General features: G+C 68.3%; 15 protein-coding genes and 2 pseudogenes. 7 read left to right on the plus strand and 10 right to left on the minus strand.

All coding sequences use genetic code 11. From position 1 onward, the window contains the following. Nucleotides 1–95: 95 nt before the first annotated feature. From ABCR94_RS15275 to ABCR94_RS15285, 3 genes are read right to left on the minus strand one after another with little or no spacing between them, the layout of a single operon-like run. Nucleotides 96–1025, minus strand: a complete 930-nt coding sequence (locus tag ABCR94_RS15275; RefSeq protein ID WP_347119832.1) for a carbohydrate ABC transporter permease — start codon at nucleotides 1023–1025, stop codon at nucleotides 96–98. Further along, complete coding sequence (locus tag ABCR94_RS15280; RefSeq protein WP_521977025.1) at nucleotides 1022–2101, minus strand: ABC transporter permease; 1080 nt, start codon at nucleotides 2099–2101, stop codon at nucleotides 1022–1024. The genes ABCR94_RS15275 and ABCR94_RS15280 overlap by 4 nt, the downstream gene beginning before the upstream one ends. 31 nt (nucleotides 2102–2132) lie before the next feature. Then, nucleotides 2133–3812, minus strand: a complete 1680-nt coding sequence (locus ABCR94_RS15285; RefSeq protein WP_347119833.1) for an extracellular solute-binding protein — start codon at nucleotides 3810–3812, stop codon at nucleotides 2133–2135. 275 nt (nucleotides 3813–4087) lie between these two features. Between ABCR94_RS15285 and ABCR94_RS15290 the strand changes: the two genes are divergently transcribed. From ABCR94_RS15290 to ABCR94_RS15305, 4 genes are all read left to right on the plus strand, one after another. Next, nucleotides 4088–6943 (plus strand): glycoside hydrolase family 3 C-terminal domain-containing protein, encoded by a 2856-nt coding sequence (locus tag ABCR94_RS15290; RefSeq protein WP_347119834.1) that lies wholly within the window; start codon nucleotides 4088–4090, stop codon nucleotides 6941–6943. After that, nucleotides 6940–9195, plus strand: a complete 2256-nt coding sequence (gene yicI, locus ABCR94_RS15295; protein ID WP_347119835.1) for an alpha-xylosidase — start codon at nucleotides 6940–6942, stop codon at nucleotides 9193–9195. Before ABCR94_RS15290 ends, yicI begins: the two co-directional genes overlap by 4 nt. 91 nt (nucleotides 9196–9286) lie before the next feature. Further along, nucleotides 9287–9811, plus strand: a complete 525-nt coding sequence (locus tag ABCR94_RS15300; RefSeq protein WP_347119836.1) for a SigE family RNA polymerase sigma factor — start codon at nucleotides 9287–9289, stop codon at nucleotides 9809–9811. A gap of 103 nt (nucleotides 9812–9914) precedes the next feature. Beyond that, the gene (locus ABCR94_RS15305; protein ID WP_347119837.1) at nucleotides 9915–10745 is read left to right on the plus strand and encodes a pectate lyase; all 831 of its coding nucleotides are present in this window, start codon (nucleotides 9915–9917) and stop codon (nucleotides 10743–10745) included. Between the two features lie 42 nt (nucleotides 10746–10787). On the opposite strand, the pseudogene ABCR94_RS15310 reads toward ABCR94_RS15305, so the two are convergent. From ABCR94_RS15310 to ABCR94_RS15325, 4 genes and pseudogenes are all read right to left on the minus strand, one after another. Continuing rightward, nucleotides 10788–11873, minus strand: a pseudogene (locus ABCR94_RS15310) (glycoside hydrolase family 43 protein); the annotation flags it as partial. Between the two features lie 203 nt (nucleotides 11874–12076). Then, nucleotides 12077–13195: an IS630 family transposase gene (locus ABCR94_RS15315; protein ID WP_347116969.1), complete on the minus strand. Its 1119-nt coding sequence runs from the start codon at nucleotides 13193–13195 to the stop codon at nucleotides 12077–12079. A 313-nt stretch (nucleotides 13196–13508) separates the two neighbouring features. Beyond that, nucleotides 13509–13838 (minus strand): annotated as a pseudogene (locus ABCR94_RS15320) (rhamnogalacturonan lyase family protein); the annotation flags it as partial. Next, nucleotides 13819–14175 (minus strand): rhamnogalacturonan endolyase family protein, encoded by a 357-nt coding sequence (locus ABCR94_RS15325; RefSeq protein WP_347120141.1) that lies wholly within the window; start codon nucleotides 14173–14175, stop codon nucleotides 13819–13821. The pseudogene ABCR94_RS15320 and the gene ABCR94_RS15325, both read right to left, overlap by 20 nt. Nucleotides 14176–14465: 290 nt before the next feature. Between ABCR94_RS15325 and ABCR94_RS15330 the strand changes: the two genes are divergently transcribed. The 3 genes from ABCR94_RS15330 (at nucleotide 14466) to ABCR94_RS15340 (ending at nucleotide 16867) form a co-directional block, all read left to right on the plus strand. Then, the gene (locus tag ABCR94_RS15330) at nucleotides 14466–15512 is read left to right on the plus strand and encodes a glycoside hydrolase family 43 protein (RefSeq protein WP_347120142.1); all 1047 of its coding nucleotides are present in this window, start codon (nucleotides 14466–14468) and stop codon (nucleotides 15510–15512) included. Next, nucleotides 15512–15688, plus strand: a complete 177-nt coding sequence (locus ABCR94_RS15335) for a hypothetical protein (RefSeq protein ID WP_347119838.1) — start codon at nucleotides 15512–15514, stop codon at nucleotides 15686–15688. The genes ABCR94_RS15330 and ABCR94_RS15335 overlap by 1 nt, the downstream gene beginning before the upstream one ends. A 147-nt stretch (nucleotides 15689–15835) precedes the next feature. After that, complete coding sequence (locus tag ABCR94_RS15340; RefSeq protein WP_347119839.1) at nucleotides 15836–16867, plus strand: LacI family DNA-binding transcriptional regulator; 1032 nt, start codon at nucleotides 15836–15838, stop codon at nucleotides 16865–16867. 115 nt (nucleotides 16868–16982) lie between these two features. Here ABCR94_RS15340 and ABCR94_RS15345 read toward each other — a convergent pair whose 3' ends face one another. The 3 genes from ABCR94_RS15345 to ABCR94_RS15355 all read right to left on the minus strand — a co-directional run bounded on the left by ABCR94_RS15345 (nucleotide 16983) and on the right by ABCR94_RS15355 (nucleotide 21610). Then, on the minus strand, nucleotides 16983–18140 hold the full coding sequence (locus ABCR94_RS15345; RefSeq protein ID WP_347119840.1) for an aldose epimerase family protein: 1158 nt from the start codon (nucleotides 18138–18140) through the stop codon (nucleotides 16983–16985). Nucleotides 18141–18421: 281 nt separating this feature from the next. Further along, nucleotides 18422–20143 carry a glycoside hydrolase family 6 protein gene (locus ABCR94_RS15350; RefSeq protein WP_347119841.1) on the minus strand — a complete coding sequence of 574 codons (1722 nt, stop codon included), beginning with the start codon at nucleotides 20141–20143 and terminating at the stop codon, nucleotides 18422–18424. A 15-nt stretch (nucleotides 20144–20158) separates the two neighbouring features. Continuing rightward, on the minus strand, nucleotides 20159–21610 hold the full coding sequence (locus tag ABCR94_RS15355; RefSeq protein WP_347119842.1) for a cellulase family glycosylhydrolase: 1452 nt from the start codon (nucleotides 21608–21610) through the stop codon (nucleotides 20159–20161). Between the last annotated feature and the right edge of the window lie 31 nt (nucleotides 21611–21641).

Raw genomic sequence — 21641 nt, forward strand, 5'->3', positions numbered from 1 at the left:
ACCGTCGCGCGCGGACGGGTCAGGCCCGTCCGCGCGCGACGGCGGTCTGTGCGTCCGGCCGGGTGGACCGGACGAGGCAGGTGGGGACGTGCGGGTCAGCCCTTGATCGCGCCGGTGAGCATGCCTTGCCTGAAGTGCTTCTGCACGAAGGGCGACAGCACGGCGACAGGGATAAGGGCCAGCACCATCACGGCCATCTGGACCGCGAGTGGCGACAGTCGGCCGGTGTTCATGGCCTGCGCCAGGCCGGTGGGCGGGGTCTGCTTGATGACCAGCTGCTGCATGATGTTCTGCAGCGGCAGCATGTCGGGATCGCTGATGTAGATGGAGGCGTTGAACCACGCGCTCCAGTAGCCGACCGCGTAGAACAGCGTGATCACAGCGATCACCGCTCGCGAGAGCGGCATGACGATCTGCCACAGGATGCGGAGGTCACCTGCCCCGTCGATCCGGGCGCTCTCGATCAGTTCCTGTGCGGTACTCATGAAGAACGCACGCAGGACCAGGATGTTGAAGACATTGAGCGCGCTCGGCAGGATCAGTGACAGATACGTGTTGGTGAGTCCGAGGCCCTGCACCACCAGATACGTCGGGATCAGCCCGGCCCCGAAGAACATCGTGGCGACGAGGAACACCAGGATCGGCCGGTGGAGCACGGACCCGGAACGTGAGAGCCCGAAGGCGCACAGGACGGACACCGTCATGCTGAAGAGCGTGCCCACCACGGTGACACCGGCGCTGACCACCGCGGCCCGCGTGACCTGACCGCCGCTCAGCAGTTCCTGGTAGGCGACGAGGGTGACACCCCGGGGTATCACCACCAGCCCACCGGTCTCGGTGATTGTCCTCACCGAGGAGAGGCTGGTGACGAGCACCACCCAGACGGGGGAGAGTACACCCAGGCAGACCAGGGCCAGAGTCACACCCTTGGTGGCGAGCCCGGCCCGGGTTGGCTCCTCCTCCCAGGCCGGGCGAGGCCGGCCGCGCACGAAGCGGCTGCGGGTGGTTCCGGTGAGCGCGCTCATCGCTTGTACACCCCCTGCTCGCCCATCAGATGGGCGACCTTGTTGGCCGCGAGCACCAGCAGGAGCCCGAAGATTCCCTTGACGATCCCGACGGCCGCCGCATAGCTGAAGTTGCCGTTCTGAATACCGATGTTCCAGACGTAGGTGTCCAGGACCTCGGCGGCGGTCGGTCCGACCGCGGTGCGCTGCAGGAGGATCTGCTCGAAGCCGACCGTGAGCGCGTTGCCGACCTGGAGCACCAGCAGCAGCGCCACCACCGGCCGCATGGCAGGCAGCGTGATGTGCCACATACGCCGCCGGCGGTTCGCACCGTCCATGGCCGCCGCCTCGTACAGGTCGGGGCTGACGGCGGCCAGTGCGGCGAGGAAGACGATGACCCCCCAGCCCGCGTCCTTCCAGACCATTTCGAAGGTGATCAGGAACTTGAACAGCCCCGGGTCGGTCATCAGGTCGAACCCGTCGTGGCCGTGGTCACGCAGTGTCTGCGCCACCAGACCGGCGCCGCCGAACATCTGCTGGAAGATCGTGACGACCAGGACCCAGGAGAAGAAGTGCGGCAGATACAGAATCGCCTGGGCGACCGCGCGTACCCGGGGGCGTACAAAACTGTTGATGAACAGCGCGAGCAGGATCGGGACCGGGAAGAACAGCGTCAGTTGAATGAGGAAGATGGCGAGGGTGTTCCGCAGGGCCTGCCAGAACAGGCGGTCCTCGACCATGTGCCGGAAATGCTCGAACCCGACCCAGGGGCTCTGCATCATCGCCTGGAAGGCGTTGTCCGCGACATACGGGTCGTAGCCCTGGAAGGCGACGGCGTTGCCGATCAGCGGTACGTAGTTGAAGACCAGCAGAAGCACGATGGCGGGCAGCACCATCAGGAGCAGGACGCCGTCACGCCGAAGCCGGTGCCGCAGGCGGATGCCGTTCGGGGCTTTGCCGGTGGGAGGCGGTTCCCTCCTTACCGGTTCCGTACTGTCCGGCGGTGGTTGCTCCGATTCCCCGGGGCCCCCGGTCAGGCCCGCCCCGCTGTCCGCAGAGCCGATTCTCGTTCCTCCGGGCGAATTTCTGTGCTCCATCGTCTCTCCCCGGTCCCGCGTACGGCGCTGATCAGCCGGCCGAGGTGCCTGTCTCGTCGAGCAGCTTTCGGTACCAGTCGCGCAGCTTGTCGCCACCGCCGGACTTCCAGTCGGACACCGCCCGCTGCATGTCGCCGATCTTCTTGCGGCCGCGCACGATGTCCTTCTCCAGGTCCTCGAACTGGCTGTTGAGCTCGGTGTACCGGGTGGGCTCCTGGATCTGCATGCCGTAGAAGAGCGGCTTCTCGAGAAACGCGCCCATGCGCCGCTGCCACTCGGTCATGCCCTTCACCACATCGGGCTGGTCGGGATAGGTGAGGAAGGCCGCGGGGGAGGCGATGTACTCGTAGGTCCCGAAGACCTCGTTGTTGCCCTTGCCGTTCTTGGTGAGCACGCCCTCCTCGAGGGTGTGGTGGACGCCTTCGACACCGAACTGCCGCAGCCGCTGCTCCTTGGATCCGTACGGTGCGGCGCTGAAGTTGGCGAGCGCGAGGAGGTCGCGGACGGTGTCGGCGTCGGCCTTCTTGTTGACGAAGCACCACATGTTGGAGGGCGCCGCGGCGTAGAGGGTGGGCTTGCCGCCGTCATGGGCGAAGTAGTCCATCGCCGCCATCGAGAACTTTTTGTTCTCCACGCGCTGCACCGCGGTCTTCCCGTACCAGTCGGAGATGTCGGCGTTGTACATCATGACCTTGCCGCCGGCGAAGAGATTGCCGATGTCACCGCTCTCCGACCTGGCGTCCGGGTGGACGAATCCCGCCGAGTACAGCGAGCGCGACCAGTCCAGGGCCGCCAGATACTCGGGGGTCTCGTAGCGGTTGACCAGCCTGTCGCCGTCGAGCTGCCAGTAGTGCGGCTTCTCCGGCAGCACACCGAAGAAGTTGAAGGCCGCCCAGGTCATGTCACCGCAGGCCCACACCTTGCTCCGCGGGGCGTTGAGCTCCTTGCAGAGGTCGAAGAACTCCTTGGTGCTCGACGGAGCGGACAGCCCCCTCTCCTGGAAGAGGTCGGCGCGGTAGAGAGGCGCGATGTTCGGGGTGTCGGCAGCCGGCATCGGCAGGCCGCGCAGCTTGCCGCCGAAGACCGCGCGCTGCCAGGCCGCGGTGGGGATCGCGGCGAGGTTCGGGTAGTCCTTGACCTTGTCACCCGTCAGATACGGGCCGAGGTCGGCGAACTTGTTGGTGACGGCGCTGGGGATCTTCCCCATCAGCTCCCAGCCGGGGACGACGACCGCGTCCGGTATGGAACTCGATGCGAGGACCGCGCCCAGCTTCTGACCGTAGGTGGCGCCGTCCTGGTTCTGCCACTTGACCCGGACCCCGGCCCCCTCGTCCATCGCCGTCCAGTACGGGTTGCCCGCCTTCGGGGCGGTGCCGTAGATCGGCGACATGATGGTGAGTTCACCGCCCTTGCCGAGTTTCTTCGGCACCGACACGGCGAGCCTGTCCGTGGGGAGCGCGGTGATGAAGCCGGCCGCGGAGCCGTTCTCGCTGGGGAAGTCGGGGGCGACCAGGGCGGACGCCACATGGGTCGGGAGCAGGTCCTTCAGCTTCTTCCCCGTGGTCGTGCCCTCGTTCTTCGCCCCGCCGCTGCTGCCGCAGGCGGCGAGCAGCGGCATTCCACCGGTCACCGCCAGCGCGGCGACCGCAGTGGAGGAGAGGAGGTCTCTCCGGCTCAGGGCAGAGCTGGGGGAGGGGAAGTTCGGCGTCATTGCGTCAACCCTTCGTGGCGCGCCAGGACACACGACGGAAATCGTCGGTCGGCTTTCGAAGCGCTTCGATGTTGCTGCGAGGTTAAGTGAAGGGGTCCGACGTAACAAGGCTCGCACCTCATATTCCTTTCCATGGAAAGGATGTGGGGGTCTTCCGGTGCTGTTTGCTGTTGCCGGGATGTCTCGGCGACCTCCTTGACATGTGAACTCATCAGCGCGGAGCATCGAAGCGCTTCGAAGATTCACTCGGCCAGTACTTCAAGGGGATCTGCCACGTGACGACAAGCCCACCGCCGTTCCGCGACCCCGAGTTGCCCTTCGGTGAGCGCATCGACGATCTGCTGGCCCGGCTGACGCTCGACGAACGCATCGCGATGCTGCACCAGTTCGCGCCCGCCGTGGAGCGGCTCGGCATCGCCGCCTTCCGCACCGGACAGGAAGCCCTGCACGGCGTCGCGTGGATGGGTCCTGCGACCGTATTTCCGCAGGCGGTCGGGCTCGGCTCGACCTGGAACGAGGACCTGGTGCGCAGGGTCGGAGCGGCGGTCGGCACCGAAGCGCGGGCCATGCGCTCCCGCGACGAGCGCGTCGGCCTCAACGTCTGGGCCCCGACCGTGAACCTGCTGCGTCATCCGCTGTGGGGGCGCAACGAAGAGGGCTACTCGGAGGACCCCGGGCTCACCGCGGCCATCGCCGTGGCGTACACCCGCGGGCTGCGCGGTGAGCACCCGGTCTACTGGCGCACCGCGCCGGTGCTCAAGCACTGGCTCGCCCACAACAACGAGACGCACCGCGACACCTCGTCCTCGTCCGTGCGTCCGCGGGTGCTGCACGAGTACGACCTGCGCGCTTTCCGGGGGGCCGTCGAGGCGGGCGCCGTCGCCGGCGTGATGCCCGCGTACAACCTGGTCAACGGCCGCCCCAACCACGTATCGCCTCATCTGCGCGACCACTTGCGCACCTGGACCGACGAGGAACTGCTGGTGTGCTCCGACGCGGGCGCGCCCACCAACCTCGTCGAGTCCGAGAAGTACTTCGACACCCACGAGGAGGCGACCGCCGCCGCGCTCGTCGCCGGAGTCGACAGTTTCACCGACCACGGCACCGACGCGACGGTCGTCCGCGGCCGGCTCCGCGGAGCCCTGGAGCAGGGCCTGATCGACGAGACCGACATCGACCGGGCGGTACGCCGCCAGCTGTCCGTACGGTTCAGGCTCGGGGAGTTCGACCCCGGCCTCGACCCGTACGCGGATGTGTCCCTGCGGCAGTTCGACACCCCCGAGCACCGGGCCCTCGCCCAGGAGGCCGCCGAGCAGGCGGTCGTACTGCTCAAGAACGACGGCATGCTGCCGCTCGCGCAGGGGACACGCATAGCGGTGGCCGGGCTGCTCGCCGACGAGTGCAAGACCGACTGGTACAGCGGAACCCCGATCCGCCGCTCCACCGTGCTCGACGGCTTGCAAGAGCGTTTCGGCGACGCGCACATCACCTTCGCCGAAGGCGTGGACCGGGTGCGCCTGAAGGCCGCCGCCGGGTGGCTCCAGGTGCCCGAGGCGGGCGGGGGCGGCCGGGTGCGCGGCGTCGAGGGGGCTCTGGACCCGGCCCTGCTCACCGGGCGTACGGATCTGCCGCCGCTGACCACGGGCGTCGAACCGACCGAGTTCGCCCTGGTCGACTGGGGCGAGGGCACGTGGACTCTGCGCGCTCCCGACGGCCGGTATCTGTCGGTCGCCGACGACGGGTTCGTCCGTGCGTCGGCGGACCGGCCGGGAGGCTGGGTGGTCCAGGAGGTCTTCGCGCTGGAGAACCGGGACGGCGTCGACGGCTGCCTCCTCAGGCACCTGGGAACGGGTGATTACGTGTCTGTTGCTGCCGACGGCGTGAAGGTTGCCGCCGACGGGGAAGTTTTCGCGATCGAGTTCCTGGAGCGCGGCGAAGACACCGTGGCCCGGGTGGCGGCCTCCGCCGACGCGGTGATCGTCGTCGCCGGAAACGACCCGCACATCAACGGCCGGGAGACCCAGGACCGCACGACCCTGGCTCTGCCTCCCCACCAGGAACGGCTGTGGCGTGCGGCCCGGGCCGCAAATCCGCGCACCGCGCTGGCTCTGGTCTCCGCTTACCCGTACGCCGTCGCGGACGCCCACACGGCGCTGCCCGCCCTGCTGTGGACCGCGCACGGCGGTCAGGCCGCGGGCACCGCGCTCGCCCGGGTGCTGGCCGGGGACGTCTCGCCGGCCGGGCGGCTGCCGCAGACCTGGTACGCGGCCGACACCGATCTGCCGGACCTGTTCGACTACGACATCATCGGCTCCCGCCAGACGTACCTGTACTTCGACGGAGCCGCGCTGTATCCCTTCGGGCACGGCCTGGCGTACTCGTCGTTCGCGTACGAGGGCATGACGGCCGACCACGACGGGGAGACACTGAGGGTCGCGTTCACGGTCACCAACACCGGGCCTGTCGCCGCCGACGAAGTGGCGCAGCTCTACACCCGGGCCATGAACGCACCGGTCGCCCGGCCGTCCCGGCAGCTCGCGGCCCACCGACGCCTGCCCCTCGCGCCGGGAGCCGCACAGCGCGTCGAGTTCCGGCTGCCGCTCTCGGAGCTGGGGTTCTGGGACGTCACCCACGACCGGTGGAGCACGTCGCCCGGGACGTACGACCTGCTGGTCGGGGCCTCCAGTGCGGACATCAGGCTCACCGCGTCCGTCGAGGTGGAGGGTGATCCGCTCACCGCCAGGCCGGTGAGGGAGGCCGGGCTCGCGGCAGTCGCGTACGACGAGCAGAGCGGCACCGCAATCGTCGACCGCACCAGGTCCGCAGGCGACGCGATGACCCCGGCCGGCGGCGTCGGCGGGCTGCTTCTCTACCGGGACTGCGACTTCGGTGACGGCGTCTTGTCCGTTACGGCCGAGGTGTCGGGGGAGGGCTCCGTGGAGCTCGTCTCGGGAGCCGCGGCCACCACCGTCCCCGTGTCCCCGGCGGGCGGACCTTACGACTACACGGCCCGCAGCGCCCCCTTCGCCGTCGACGGGGTGCGCGACCTGCGGGTGCGACTGCGCGGCCGAGTCCGCCTGGCGCGGCTCACCTTCACCTCCGCACCGACCCCGAGGGACCACACGCGATGAAGTTCACCGACGGCTTCTGGCTCATGCGCGACGGTGTGCGGGCCTCGTACGCGACCGAGGTACGCGATCTGCGCACGGCCGAGGACCACTTCACCGCGTACGCGGCGGTCAAGCACGTGCAGGACCGGGGCGACACCCTCAACACACCGCTCATCACCGTCGACTGCTTCTCCCCGGCCCCGGGGGTCATCGGCGTCCGTGCCACCCATCATGCGGGCCGGGCCCACCGCGGCCCCGACTTCGAACTGCCCGGCGCCGCACCCGCAGGCGCGGAGGTCCGGCGGACGGGCACCGTCACCGAACTGATCAGTGGCCCGCTCACCGTGCGCCTGGACACCGCCGGGCCCTGGGGCCTGGAATTCCTCGACGCGGACGGCCGGCGGCTGACCGCGATCGAGAGCAAGGGCACGGCCTTCGCCATCACCGCTGACGGCGCCCACCATATGATCGGCCAACTCGCGCTCGCGGTGGGGGAGGACATCTACGGGCTCGGTGAGCGGTTCACCCCCTTCCTCAGGAACGGCCAGAGCGTCGACATCTGGCAGGCCGACGGGGGTACCAGCAGCGAGCAGGCCTACAAGAACATCCCCTTCCATCTCTCCTCGCGCGGCTATGGCGTGCTGGTGAACCACCCGGGAAAGGTCTCCTACGAGATCGGTTCCGAGTCGGTCGGGCAGGTGCAGTTCAGTGTCGAGGACCAGTCGTTGGAGTTCTACGTCGTCGCGGGACCGACCCCCAAGGACGTACTCACTCGCTACACCGCGCTCACCGGCCGCCCCGCGCTGCCGCCCGCCTGGTCCTTCGGCCTGTGGCTGACGACCTCGTTCTGCACGGCGTACGACGAGGAGACCGTCACGTCCTTCGTGGACGGCATGGCGGAGCGCGGCATCCCGCTGAGCGTCTTCCACTTCGACTGTTTCTGGATGCGTGAGTACCAGTGGTCGGACTTCCAGTGGGACCCGGAGGTCTTCTCCGACCCGGAGGCCATGCTGCGCAGGCTCCGCGAGCGCGGCCTCAGGATCAGCATGTGGATCAACCCGTACATCGCCCAGAAATCCGCGCTGTTCGACGAGGCGGTGGCCGGGGGTTTCCTGGTCACCTGCCCCAACGGCGACATCTGGCAGTGGGACCTGTGGCAGCCCGGCATGGCACTGGTGGACTTCACCGACCCGGCCGCGCGCGAGTGGTACGCGGGCAAGCTGCGTGTCCTGCTCGACCAGGGCGTCGACTGCTTCAAGACCGACTTCGGCGAACGGGTTCCCACCGACGTGCTCTGGCACGACGGCTCCGACCCGCAGCGGATGCACAACTACTACACCCACCTCTACAACCGCACCGTCTTCGAACTCCTGGAGAAGGAGCGGGGCATGGGGCAGGCCGTGCTCTTCGCCCGCTCGGCGACGGTGGGCGGACAGCAGTTCCCCGTGCACTGGGGCGGCGACTGTTTCGCCTCCTTCAACGCGATGGCCGAGTCGCTGCGCGGCGGCCTGTCGCTGAGCCTGTCCGGCTTCGGCTTCTGGAGCCACGACATCGGCGGATTCGAGGGCACCCCGGATCCGGAGGTCTTCAAACGCTGGCTGGCTTTCGGCCTGCTTTCCTCGCACAGCCGACTGCACGGCAATGTCTCGTACCGGGTGCCGTGGGCCTTCGGCGAGGAAGCGGTCGATGTGGCACGGAAGTTCACCCTGCTCAAGCACCGGCTGATGCCCTATCTGTACGGCGCGGCGGCCGAGGCCCACCGCAGCGGCGTCCCCTTGATGCGCCCGATGCTGCTGGAGTTCCCCGATGATCCGGCCTGCCGCGTGCTGGACCGCCAGTACATGCTCGGCCCCGATCTGCTGGTGGCTCCCGTCTTCAGCGCAGGCGGGGACGTCGAGTTCTATCTGCCCGAGGGACAGTGGATCCATCTCCTGACCGGCGAGCCGGCGCAGGGCCCGGGGTGGCGGCGGGAGGTCCACGGGTTCGACAGCCTGCCGCTGTACGTACGCCCCGGGGCGCTGATTCCGTTCGGCGCCGACGACCAGCGCCCCGACAGCGACTGGCTCGACGGCCTGACGCTGCTGGTGACGCCGGACACGTACGACGCCACGGTCACCGTTCCCGACCTCGACGGACGCCCGGCCGCGGTCTTCCGGGCGGTGCGCGAGGGAGACCTCGTGCGGGTCACGGCGGAGGGGTCCGAGCGGCCCGTACAGGTGCGGTCGGTGGGCGGAGGAACCGTCGGTTCCGTCCCACGGGTTGACCTCGGGTGACCACCCGTTTACCGTTCGGCGTTCGTCATCACAGATGGCGTACGAAATACCGAACAAGCTGTGTCCGGGCCGGTGACTGAGGTGGTGTCCCATGCGTGCGGTCGTCGATGACGCAACCGCGGAATTCCATGCCTTCTTCGAGAGGCACTACGCCGAACTGGTGCGCCTGGCCCACCTGCTGACCGGTGACGCCGACGGCGCGGACGACCTGGCGGCGGACGCCCTGCTGGCACTGTGGGACCGCTGGGACCGGGTGCGCGGCGCCGAGTACCCGGCCGCGTACGCACGCGGGGTGGTCGCCAATATGGCGCGCAGCAGGATACGCAGCGCCGTGCGTGAGCGCCGACGGGTCACCCTCTTCTGGTCGTGCCGCAACGAGAAGACGGACGACCCCGACGTCCCGGCCGTGATCGATGTGCAGGCGGCGCTTCGCGGGCTGCCGTTCTGTAAGCGGGCGTGCGTAGTGCTCCGGCACTCGTTCGACCTCTCCGAGAAGGACACCGCACACACCCTCGGCATCTCGGTGGGCACGGTGAAGAGCCAGACCTCCAAGGGGATGGCTGAGCTTTACAGGCGGCTGGACCCCGCGGCGGGGGCGGGCGCCGGCTCGGCCTAGACATGCACCGGAATTCCCCGGGTGCCCGGCAACTTCCCGCCGGGCGGTGGCGACCAGGAAGCGAAAGGTCTCCCCTCCACCACATCCGAGGAACGGACGGCACATGAGTCAACGAGCCGAACTGCGCAAGGGCCGCAAGCAGCGCCTGACACGGCGCCGCGCCACAGCTGCGGCGGTCGCCGCCGTCGGACTGTCCGGAGCCGCGGTCGTCACCAGCCTCATGGTGGCACCCGCGAGCGCCGCCCCCGCCTGGCCCACCCCCAAGGACAATGTGCCCGTCTCCAAGACGATCGAGGTGTCGGGTCCGTACGACGGCGGACTCAAGCGCTTCTACGGCAGCGGTGATCTGGGCAACGGTGGTCAGGACGAGGACCAGGACCCGGTGTTCAAGCTCAAGGACGGTGCGGTCCTGAAGAACGTCATCATCGGCTCCCCGGCCGCGGACGGCATCCACTGCGCGGGCAGCTGCACGCTGGAGAACGTCTGGTGGGAGGACGTCGGTGAGGACGCGGCCACCTTCAAGGGCAAGTCCGCCGGCTCGGTCTACACGGTCAACGGCGGCGGCGCCAGGAAGGCCTCGGACAAGGTCTTCCAGTTCAACGGCGCAGGGAAGCTCAGCATCAACAACTTCCAGGTGTCCGACTTCGGCAAGCTGGTGCGTTCCTGCGGCAACTGCTCCACGCAGTACAAGCGCACGATCGCCGTGAACAACGTCGACCTCACCGCCCCCGGCAAGTCGATCGTCGGTGTCAACACCAACTACGGGGACAGCGCCACGCTGCGCAACATACGCATCCATGGCGACAGCAACAAGAAGATGGCCGTCTGCGAACGCTGGACCGGCAACAACACCGGTGCGGAGCCGGTGAAGACAGGCTCGGGCCCCGACAGTACGCACTGTCGCTACTCGGCGTCCGACGTCAGCTACGGGTAGACCCGCACCACGCCCGGTGGCACCGCCGGACCCCGGCGGTGCCACCGGGCGTACGGTGCCGTGCCTGGCGCCCGCGGGGAGTGCGTAGTCCTTGGACATCGTCCACCTGCCCGAGTCGAGGTCGGTGGTCTCGAAGGGGACGTAGCCGCGCCCGCCGAACTCGTCGATGTACAGGTACCACTTGTTCTCGGTGTTGGACTTGACCACCGCAGGGCCTTCGCCGCGGTCGATCGCGCCCTTGCCGATGCAGTCGCCGATGAACCGGTACGGATCCGCGGTGAGGTTGGCCGACTTGTCCGCGGTGATGAACTTCGAGCAGGGGTTGGCCGACGACGGGTCCCGCTCGTCCTTGGTGAAACGGTAGTAACTGCCGTTGTGGCGGATCACCGTCGAGTCGATGACCGAGTAGCCGGGGTCGTTCCACACCTTGGGCCCGATGAAAGTGCGGAAGTCCTGTGTGGTGGCGTACAGCATTTTGTTGTAGGTGGAGCCGGTGTGCTGCGGATCGTTCTCGGCGTACACCTTGGAGGCCCAGAAGACGACGTACGAGCGGAGCTTCTCGTCGTAGTACGCCTCGGGGGCCCAGGTGTTGCCCGCGGTGTCGGGAGCGACCTTCACCAGCCGCTGATCGGTCCAGTGGACGAGGTCGGTGGACTCCCACACCATGATCGACTTGCTGCCGGTGCGCTGCACCTGGTCCCAGCTGCCGCCGCTTCCCCCGTTCATCCGCAGATCGGTGGCTATCTGGTAGAACTTGTCGCCCTTGGGGGAGCGGATGATGAAGGGGTCGCGCAGGCCCTTGGTGCCGAGGACCGAGGTGAGTACCGGCTTGCCGCCGTTCAGCCCGCGCCAGTTGAGCGCGTCGTTGCCGCGGCTGAGGGCCATGCGGATCTGCTCGCCGTCCGCGGTGTCCTCGCCGGTGAAGTAGCTGAAGAGATAGCCGGCGTACTTCGGTTCCTTCGCCCTGGGTGCGGGTGCGGGTGCGGGTGCCGTGGAGGCGCTCGCGATGTTGTGCGCGGCGGGTTCGGTGTGCGGACGGCTGCCGCCCGGCAGGGCGAGCAGTCCGAGTCCCAGCGCCAGCAGGGTCAGGAGGGGCAAGGAGGTGCGTCGTGGGGCGTGCGGGCTCATGGGTTTCTCCCGGGAGGAGGCGGTGCTGAGGAGGGCGAGCCGGTGGAGGCGTACAGGAGAGGCCTCTTGGCGGTGCCGAACGCTGTGCCCAGCGGCGTACCCGGACATGTGCCGGGCACCTGTGGTTTCTGTGTCAGGCACCGGGCAAGCCTCGCTGGATCAATGACTCTAGTGCGTTGGCCACGAACGTGTGCCGGGTCTGGTCATGCGGCCTTGGGGCGTGGGTGGCCCCAGCGTTGCTGGCGTTCGCTGCGGACCTTGGCGCGTTCGCGGCGCTGGGCGGCCAGGACGTCGGGGTGCCGCGCGTTGGCGTTGCGCCACCGCAGGTAGTCCTGGAGCTTGCGGGCGAGGACGGTGTGGTTGGGGTGGTTCGAGTTGGCCATGACGAAGTTGCGCAGGGGCCCGAACTGCGCCTCGATCGGGTTGGCCCACGACGCGCTCGTCGGCGTCAGGCACAACTCGACCTTGTTCTTCTTCGCCCAGGTCCGGATGGTCGGGGTCTTGTTCGCCGACAGGTTGTCCATGATCACGTAGACAGGGGCGCCGTCGGGGCGAGCGGCCCGGATCGACTTCAGCGCCGAGAGGCTGTGGTCACCGCCCTTGCGGCGGCGGGTCACTCCCCACAGCTGGTCGTCGCCCAGGGAATAGCAGCCGTGGAAGTACCGGATGCCGTGGGTGCGGTGATAGGTGGCCGGCAGCCGGTCCGGTTTCTTCTCCTGGGCCCAGCCGGAGCCGTGGCAGGGGCGGATCGACAGCGGGCCGAACTGGTCGAAGGCGAAACACCGGTCCGGGAAACGACTGGTCACGTGCTCGATGCGGTCGAGTTTGGTGTCCTTGTCGGGATCCTTGGACTCCTTCCAGGTGCGGGTCCGCTGGAAGGAGATCCCGTTCTCGCGCAAGATCTGCCGCAGCCGTTCCCGGCCGATCTTCACCGTCCTCACCCGGTTGCGGGCCAGGTAGTCGGTGAGCTTGCGAAGGCTCCAGTGCGTGAAGGGACGTCCCAGCGTGACCGGGCGGGTCCGGGCCGTCGCGATGATGAACTCGCGTTCGTCATCGCTGATCAGGCGGGGACGGCCTCCCGCCCACCGAGGGTCCAGCGCGGCCAGGCCCTCCTCGTTGAACGCGTGGATCACGTCCCGGACTGTGTCCTCGTGCGCGGCGACCAACTGCGCGATCGCCGTCACGGTGGTCCCCGACGCCGACGCCATGATGATCAGTGCCCGACGCACCCGCACGGACTCGTGGCGGCCCCGCCGAACGATCTGCTGCAGCCTCTGCCCCTCTTGATCAGTCAACCGTCGCGCCCTGACCGGCTCTGCCATCTGCGACCTCACTCATCCTCAACAACAACTACGTTGCATCCAGAGTGAAGCCGACCGACCCCAGCACCCTAAACATCGATCAGCGTGTCGCCAGACCCGGCGAACGTTCGTGGCCAACGCACTAGCCAGCTCGCTCCCGCGCTGAAGTGTGTGTTACCGGCCAAGATGTGAGCCCCAATAGGTCACATGTGACGAGTGCTGCCGCAGCGGCAACCCGCCTGCCTCCGGCGGCAACTGTCGGTGGGGAGGTATGTGTCCACCCTCGACGAGGACAGTTCCGGGCGGAGTGCGTGAGGCGCTCAGCAACGAAGACGGGTATGCCGGCGCCGATGAAGGAGCTCGGGTGTGGCGGTTGGTGGTACGCGGTGTTCTGCCAGGCCAGGTCCGTGCGGTACATCGTGTCGTGCAGAAGTGTGGTGATGCGCGTGTTCGTCTCGTGCGGGGTCGAGTGGATACGCAGCGCCTTGTTGTCCGCGGTACGCCAGACCACCTCTTCACGCCAGTCGCCCAGGATGCTGCCGGACAGGGCGTGAGTCGCCTTGGTTCCGTTGTTGGACGACGCCGAGCCGCCGGTCAGCAGCCGGCTGTCGCCAGAGGCGCCGTACTTGTCGATCCGGGTGCCATCAAGCAAGCTCGACCCCGTTCACCACCGCGCGCACGGTGTAGTCGGCCTGGGACGGCGCGCCCGAGTGGAAGTAGTTCGTCGAGGAGGCGATCGGTGCCGGGTTGAGCTTCGTCCCGGCCCGGTAGACGTTGAACGCGACACTGTCGGCGTCCGTTCCCAGCCAGCGCCGGCTGACCAGGTTTCCGGCATCGGTGTGGACGCTGACGACGCCCCGGTCGAGTGCTTCGGCCTGCCTGCCTGGCCGGCGCGGCAGTGGATGCGTCCGGCAGGCGATCAGGGCCGCGGCGGCGAATGTGCCGGAAACGAAGGCGGCCGGAAGGAGGCGTGGGCGGGCAGGTCTGCGATGTGGGTGCATCACGGTGCCCTCCTGCGAGTGGGCGAGTGGGGGTGTGTGCTGTGAGTCGCCGCAGACCACACCGACGTTGCCGCCCACCCGGGTCAGGATCCCGCGGTCGCCCCCACCCCGCCCGGAAGCGCCTGGCGGTTGCCCCCTGGTGCCGATCGCTGAGCGGTTCGGGGTCTGGCGCGCACCGTGAGGCCCGGTTACCGTCTCGGCTGCACAGCATCTCGTACGCCGTCCGGTATATCGAACCCTCGTGGAAAGGCCTCGGCGTGAGCCACAGTCAGACACCCAGTCGCAGGGGAATGCTCAAGGGGGCTCTGGCGCTCGGCGCCGCCGCCGCCGTACCGACCGCCGGCCTCGCCCACGCCGACGAGCAGGCCGGCCGAGCCGTCGGCAACCCGCTGGTCCGGCAGCGGGCAGACCCGCACATCCACGGCCACACCGACGGGCGTTACTACTTCACCGCCACCGCGCCGGAGTACGACCGGATCATCCTGCGCCGCTCCCGCACCCTCGCCGGCCTGTCGGCGGCCGAGGAGGCCGTCGTCTGGCGCAGGCACACGGGCGGTGACATGGCCGCGCACATCTGGGCGCCGGAAATCCACCACATCAACGGGGTCTGGTACGTCTACTTCGCCGCTGCCCCCGCCGACGACGTGTGGAAGATCCGCATGTGGGTCCTGGAGAACCGGAACGCCGACCCCTTCCGGGGCACGTGGACCGAGAGGGGCCGGATCGTCACCGCCTGGGACACCTTCTCGCTGGACGCCACCACCTTCACCCACCGAGGCGCCCGCTACCTCGCCTGGGCACAGCACGAGCCGACGACGGACAGCAACACGGGCGTCTTCCTGTCCCGGATGTCCAGTCCCTGGACCCTGACGGGGCCCCAAGTGCGCCTGACCACACCGGAGTACGACTGGGAGCGCATCGGGTTCAAGGTCAACGAGGGGCCCTCGGTGATCCGGCGCAACGGCCGCATCTGCATGACGTATTCGGCGAGTGCCACCGATGCGAACTACTGCCTCGGCCTGCTGACCGCAGCGGACAACGTCGATCTGCTGGCCCCCGGTGCCTGGGCCAAGTCCCCGGCTCCCGTCTTCACCAGCAACGACACGACCGGCCAGTACGGTCCGGGGCACAACTCGTTCACCGTGGCCGAGGACGGACGCACCGACGTGCTCGTCTACCACGCCCGCCAGTACAAGGAGATCACCGGGGACCCGCTGCACGATCCCAATCGCCACACCCGCATCCAGCGACTCGGCTGGAAGCCGGACGGCACTCCCGACTTCGGTGTTCCCGTGGCAGACGGACCGGTCTGCCCGCTCGGGAAGGGGCGTGCTTGATGCGTCGCAGGAGCATCGCCGTTCTGGCCGTCCTCGCCACGGTCACCGGCCTCGCGGCGGTACCCGCCCATGCGGACGCCGGTATCGACGCCTGCACCGGTACGGCTCCCGTGGTCTGCCACACCGACCTCGCCCCCGGGAGAATCTGGCCCTGGTGGGGGACCCGGATGCCGTAGGCTCGCGCCCCGGCAGCGGCAGCGGCCGACCTGCCGATCGTGTCGAAACGCTTCGACCCTGTTCTGGACAGGCGCTTGCAACTCCCCCTAAGATTCGGTCGTCCATGGTGTCGAAGCGCTTCGCGCGCGTCTGTTCTGGAGAGCCGAATGGTCACCCTCGCCGATGTCGCTCGGCATGCCGGGGTCTCCGCGAGCACCGTGAGCTATGTGCTCAGCGGCAAGCGTTCCATCTCACTCACCACCCGGGAACGGGTCGAGCGCAGCATCGACCACCTCGGTTACCACCCCAACGCAGGGGCCCGTGCGCTCGCCAGCAGCCGGTCCAACATTATCGCGTTGATGGTGCCGCTGCGTACCGACATGTATGTGCCGGTGATGATGGAGATCGCCATCGCGGTCGCCACCACGGCACGCGCCCACGGATACGACGTGCTGCTGCTGACCGGCGAGGAGGGCCCGGAGGCCATTCGCCGGATCGAAGGCAGTGCTCTTGCCGACGCGATGATTCTCATGGACGTCGAACTGCACGACAACCGGCTGCCCCTGCTGCGGGAGACCGGCCGGCCCGCGGTGCTCATAGGGCTGCCCACAGATACCACCGACCTCAGCTGCGTGGACCTCGACTTCACGGCGGCAGGTGCGCTGTGTGTGGAACACCTGGCCGCGCTCGGGCACCGGGAGGTCGCCGTCATCGGCGAGGCGCCCGCGGTCTACGAGCGGCACACCGGATTCGCCGAACGCACCCTGACGGGGCTGCGTGACCGCAGCCACCAGCTGGGGGTGAGGCTGCTGCACCGCCCCTGTGAGGGCAGTTACGCCGGGGTCTCGGCCACGCTCGCCCGCATCCACGAGGAGCGCCCCGGGACCACCGCCTTCATCGTGCAGAACGAAGCCGCCACCGACCCGCTGCTTGCGCTGCTGCACCAACGGCGCCTGGCGGTGCCCGAGGACGTCTCGGTGGTCGCCATCTGTCCCGACCAGGTCGCCGCCAGCGCCTCGGTGCCGCTCACCTCGGTCGCGGTGCCGGCCCAGGAAATGGGACGTCACGCGGTCGAGCAGGTGGTTGCCAGGATTGAGGGTCGCGGAGTGGGCGAAGTCGTTCTGCTGGAACCGGTGTTGACGGTTCGCGAGAGTACCGGCCGGAGCGCGGTGGCACCACCGCTGGCCCTGGGCGGCTGAACCGGCTCGGCCCGGAGGCCCGGAGCCGGGTCGAGTGCGCGCCGGCCCGGTGGCACGGACACCGGCGTGGTTCCCGTGCCACCGGACACCCGTCGTCGACAGACTTGCCGATTGCTCAGCGCGCGGAGAAGCTGTGCACGGTGCTGGAGCGGTAGGTGTCACCGGGGCGCAGCACCGTGGAGGGGAACGACGGTTGGTTCGGTGAGTCCGGGAAGTGCTGGGTCTCCAGACACATACCGTCGCCCTGCCGGTAGGTCCGCCCCGACGAGCCGGTGAGGCTCCCGTCCAAGAAGTTGCCGGAGTAGAACTGCACTCCCGGCTCGGTGGTCGCGATCCTCATCGTGCGTCCGGAGCCCGCGTCGCGCAGCGCCGCGAAAGGTTCGGGACGGTCCGTGATGCCCTTGTCCAGCGCCCAGTTGTGGTCGTACCCCTTGGCCGTGACCAACTGCCTGTGCGCCGCGCGAATGTCCTCACCGATGATCTTCGACCGCCGGAAGTCGAAGGGCGTGCCCGTCACCCCGGCGAGTTCCCCGGTGGGAATCAGCGTCGCATCGGTCGGTGTGTAGCGGGACGCGGCGAGCAGCAGCTCGTGGCCGAGGATGTCACCGCTGCCCTCGCCCGCGAGGTTGTAGTAGGTGTGGTTGGTGAGGTTCACCACGGTCGCCCGGTCAGTGGTCGCGGCGTAGTCGATCCGCCAGTCGCCGCGCGCGGTCAGGGTGTATGTCACCTTCACCCGCAGTGTGCCCGGGTAACCCATCTCGCCGTCACCGCTGACGTATCGCAGGACGAGTCCGACACCCGTGGAGTCGACGAACGGCTCCACGTCCCACACCCGCTTGTCGAAGCCCCTGGCCCCGCCGTGCAGGCTGTTCGAGCCGTCGTTGACGGACAGTTGGTGCACGGCTCCGTCGAGGGTGAAGCGGCCCCCTGCGATGCGGTTGCCGTACCTGCCGATCAGCGCGCCGAAGAAGGTCGTGGCGGTCAGGTAGTCGTCGAGGTTGTCGAAGCCGAGGGAGACGTTGATGTACCGGCCGTGGCGGTCGGGTATCTCCAGCGACTGGACGATGCCGCCGTACGAGATCACCTTCATCCGGGTGCTGCCGTTGTGCAGGGTCCAGCGGTAGACCCTGGTGCCGTCGGGGAGCTTGCCGAAGAGCTCCTTCACCGGTCTACGGCCCGCAGTCGCGGTTGATGCGTGCGAGGTGGCGGCGGAGGCCGCGGTGAGCCCAGCGGTGGCTCCCGCCACCAGTACGGTGCGTCTGGTCGTGTCCATGGGTGACTCCAATGCGTAGGTGGGATCGCGACGGGGTTGCGACGGCGTGCGTGCTGATTTGTTGACGCGCAGGGCGGCTGCGCGAGAGCGTTGTTCGATATTTCGTCACTCGTTCGAAATCGTGGCGTGACCGTATTCACGCACTCCGGGGCTGTCAATGGCTTGAACGCCGGTTGCTGGCCAATGCGCCTGTGACGCCGCTCCGTTCGGTGTGTCGTGACGGATTCCGCGACGGCATGGCGGAGCCCCCGCCGACCGTGGCCGGCGGGGGCCCCGGGCGGCTACAGCGCCGGGTGGGCGTTCTTCAGGAGTTCCTGGAACTGGGCGGAGAACCAGCGCCCGGAGAGCGGTGCGCCTGGCAGCGCACCCGACATGTTGTTGTTGTTCCGGGGGTTGCCGGCGTATGTCGGGTCACACATCCGGTCGAAGCCCTTGCCTTCGTCGTTCGGGATCGCCGTGCTCGATCCGTCGGACTCGCCCGGCGGCTTGACCCAGACGTACGCGTCGATGCCCGCGGCGGGTGCCGCCTTCGGCCGCTCACCGAGGCCCGCGCCCGACTGGTTGCACCAGTTGCCGAGGTGGATGCGCCGGTCGTAGCGTCCGCCGTCCACGAAGGTGTCGACGCTGGTCCTCGGCCCCGGTCCTGCGGGCCTGGCCGTGCCGCCCCAGCCGTTGCGGGAGGTGTCGATGAGCATGCCGAGGCCGGAGTCGAAGCCGAGCGAGACCAGCTTGGCGCGCATGGCCTGTGCGTAGGAGAGTTCGTCGGTGTAGCGGTTCCAGTCCACCCACTTCGACTGACGTACGGAGACACCGTTCACCTGGTCGTCGATGGTGAAGTTGTTCTCCTTCAGCGCGCTGTAGTTGGCGGTGTTGACGATGAAGCCGTGGACGTCGGCGAGCGTCGCGCCCTCCGCGTTCGCCGCCTGCTTGAACAGCTCGGCGGAGGCGCTGAAGTTGTCGTCCCAGCCCAGCCAGCCGTGGTGTCCCGCGTCCACGTAGTTGTAGACGTTGCCGACCGCGCCCAGCTTGTTCAGCGCGTACCCGACGCCCTTGATGTAGTTGCCGTTCGCCTTCATCACATCGCAGTTGGGTGTGGCGGTCGGCCGGGGTGTGGTGTTGGTGACCAGGTTCGGCAGCGAGTCGATCTCGACCGTGGTGACGATGCGCAGACCCGCGTACTTGGGGTCGGCGAGTATCCCCGCGATCGGGTCGATGTACTGCGTCCTGTACTTGTTGATGTCGTTGGGGCCGAGCTCGCCGTTGGATGCGAGCGCCGCGCAGTCGCGTCCCGGCAGGTTGTAGATCACTAGCTGGACGGCGAGCTCGCCGCTGCCCTTCTGCCTGAGTGCCTCGTCGAGGTGGGCGCGCAGGCCCATGCCGCCGTTCACGCCCGCGATCGCCGCGGCTCTGTCCAGCCACACCGCGGTCGGCTGGTCGGCTATTCTGCTGCCGCCGGGCTCGGCCGCCGCCTTGGCGGACCACTCCGGGTTCACATAGACCTTGGCACCCGCGTACGGGTTGTCCACCCGGTCACCGGGAGGATCCGTGGGGTCGGTCGGATCGGTCGGGCCGCCGTTGCAGGTGACGCCGTTGAGCTTGAAGACAGCAGGCAAAGCATTGCTGCCGCTGTAGGAGGCGTTGAAGCCGAAGGACGCAGAGGCTCCCGTACCCAGGTTGCCGTTGTACGAGGCGTTCTTGGCGGTGACCGCGGCACCTGTCTGGGTGACGGTGGCGTTCCAGCCCTGTGTCACCTTCTGGTTGCCCGCGTAGGACCACTCCAGCGTCCAGCTGCCCACGGCGTCACCGGTGTTGGTGACGGTGACGGCGGCGCCGAACCCGGCGTCCCATTGGTTGGTGACCTTGTAGTCGACGGTGCAACCGGGTGCGGCGGCCCGGGCCGGAGAGCTCAGTGTTGCGGCGGTCCCGGCGGCTGCCACGATCACGGCGCAGGCCGCGATCAGGGCCGTGCGGTTTCGGGGAGGTGCGGTGGTGGTTCGGCTCATGATGGTGTGTACCTCTCAGCCGAGGGCGCGCAGATGATCGCGCAGCCCGATTCCGAATGCGGTGGGTGTGCCGTCGTAGTCGCTGATCAGGGCCGGACCGGACGCGCAGTCCCAGGTGTTCCAGGTCCAGCCGAGATAGGAGAGCCCGCGGTCGTCGAACCACTTCATGACGCGGTCGATGAACCCGTGAGCGCAGGTGTTCTCGCCGATCTCGCCCGCGACGAGCGGAACCTTTGCGGCGACCGGAGCGAGTGTGGCCTCCCAGCAGCTCTCGTTGGAACAGGTGTTGAAGTTGTAGACGTGCCAGGCGGCGGCGAGATTGCCGGCCGGGTCGGTGGGCGCGTGGGCGAGCCACCCGCTCAAGTCGTTGGAGTACGCGATGCCGGGGACCAGTACGAGATTGCGGGCTCCGGTTGCTCGTACCGTGTCCAGCAGGTCCTGCGTCCCGGCCACCTCGTACCCGATGCCGGGGCAGGTCCCACCGTCCCGCCAGCAGCTCCAGGCCTGGGCCGAGGTGGGTGTGGCCCGGTCCGGATAGGGCTCGTTGAAGAGGTCGAAGACCACGCGCCGGTCATCCTTGAAGGTGTTGGCAACCGATGCCCAGAAGGACGGGGTGTACTGCGCGTTGGGCATCGGCTTCTGGCAGCTGGCGTGAACGTCGGAGCAGCCCGCGGAGTTGCCCGTGTACTGCCCGTACGTCCAGTGGAGTTCGACGATGGGGGTCATGCCATGTGCTGCGACCCGCGCCACCAGGGCCTTGACCGCGTTGATGTAGTTGGCGCCCCGGTACTCGGGCTTGATGTTGTCCAGTCCCAGCCAGCACTCCTCGTTGAGGGGGATGCGTACGGTGTTGGCCTTCCAGTCCGCGATCGCTTTCACGGAGGCGTCGTCGACCGGGCCGTCGAAGATGCCGTGGCCCTGGACGCACATGTACTCACCGCCCGAGCGGTTGACGCCGAGCATGCGCCTGGTGGCGCCGTTCTCGTCCGTCAGCCTGTTGCCTTCCGCACGCAGCTGTGGTGCGCCTTCCACCGGGTCGGTCGGGTCGGTCGGATCAGTGTCGGTGTTGCACACCGTGCCGTTGAGGGTGAACACGGTGGGCGGCCGGTCGGTGTCCGACCGCGAAGCTATGAATCCGATGGTGACGCTCGCGCCTGTGCCGAGCGCACCGTTCCAGCTTTCGTTCGCGGCGATGACCACCCGGCCGGACTGGGACCATTTGGCGCCCCAGCCCTGAGTCACCTGCTGGCCGCCCGGGAAGCTGAAGCCGAGTGCCCAACTGCTGAGCAGTGCACTGTTGTTCGTGACTTTGACGGATCCTTGGAAGCCGCCGGCCCACTGGTTTGTGGCCGTGTACTCCACAGTGCAGGCGGGTGCGGCGGCGGAGGCCGGATCGAGTGGAAGGAGACCGGACACGATGAGCGCTGCTCCGGCAGACAGCAGGGGCAGGCGCAGGAGATGTCGCATGAGCGACTCCTCACAGCTCGGGCGTGCCTCG

The organism is Streptomyces changchenzhani (genome assembly GCF_039766235.1).
Taxonomy (GTDB): Bacteria; Actinomycetota; Actinomycetes; order Streptomycetales; family Streptomycetaceae; genus Streptomyces.

What these genes read in the sequence shown, in the direction of transcription:
- ABCR94_RS15305 (WP_347119837.1), top strand. Translation starts at nt 9,915, where the DNA reads ATGAGTCAACGAGCCGAACTGCGCAAGGGCCGCAAGCAGCGCCTGACA.
- ABCR94_RS15280 (WP_521977025.1), bottom strand. Translation starts at nt 2,101, where the DNA reads ATGGAGCACAGAAATTCGCCCGGAGGAACGAGAATCGGCTCTGCGGAC.
- ABCR94_RS15315 (WP_347116969.1), bottom strand. Translation starts at nt 13,195, where the DNA reads ATGGCAGAGCCGGTCAGGGCGCGACGGTTGACTGATCAAGAGGGGCAG.
- ABCR94_RS15345 (WP_347119840.1), bottom strand. Translation starts at nt 18,140, where the DNA reads ATGGACACGACCAGACGCACCGTACTGGTGGCGGGAGCCACCGCTGGG.
- ABCR94_RS15350 (WP_347119841.1), bottom strand. Translation starts at nt 20,143, where the DNA reads ATGAGCCGAACCACCACCGCACCTCCCCGAAACCGCACGGCCCTGATC.
- ABCR94_RS15340 (WP_347119839.1), top strand. Translation starts at nt 15,836, where the DNA reads ATGGTCACCCTCGCCGATGTCGCTCGGCATGCCGGGGTCTCCGCGAGC.
- yicI (WP_347119835.1), top strand. Translation starts at nt 6,940, where the DNA reads ATGAAGTTCACCGACGGCTTCTGGCTCATGCGCGACGGTGTGCGGGCC.
- ABCR94_RS15330 (WP_347120142.1), top strand. Translation starts at nt 14,466, where the DNA reads ATGCTCAAGGGGGCTCTGGCGCTCGGCGCCGCCGCCGCCGTACCGACC.
- ABCR94_RS15355 (WP_347119842.1), bottom strand. Translation starts at nt 21,610, where the DNA reads ATGCGACATCTCCTGCGCCTGCCCCTGCTGTCTGCCGGAGCAGCGCTC.
- ABCR94_RS15325 (WP_347120141.1), bottom strand. Translation starts at nt 14,175, where the DNA reads ATGCACCCACATCGCAGACCTGCCCGCCCACGCCTCCTTCCGGCCGCC.
- ABCR94_RS15300 (WP_347119836.1), top strand. Translation starts at nt 9,287, where the DNA reads ATGCGTGCGGTCGTCGATGACGCAACCGCGGAATTCCATGCCTTCTTC.
- ABCR94_RS15335 (WP_347119838.1), top strand. Translation starts at nt 15,512, where the DNA reads ATGCGTCGCAGGAGCATCGCCGTTCTGGCCGTCCTCGCCACGGTCACC.
- ABCR94_RS15285 (WP_347119833.1), bottom strand. Translation starts at nt 3,812, where the DNA reads ATGACGCCGAACTTCCCCTCCCCCAGCTCTGCCCTGAGCCGGAGAGAC.
- ABCR94_RS15275 (WP_347119832.1), bottom strand. Translation starts at nt 1,025, where the DNA reads ATGAGCGCGCTCACCGGAACCACCCGCAGCCGCTTCGTGCGCGGCCGG.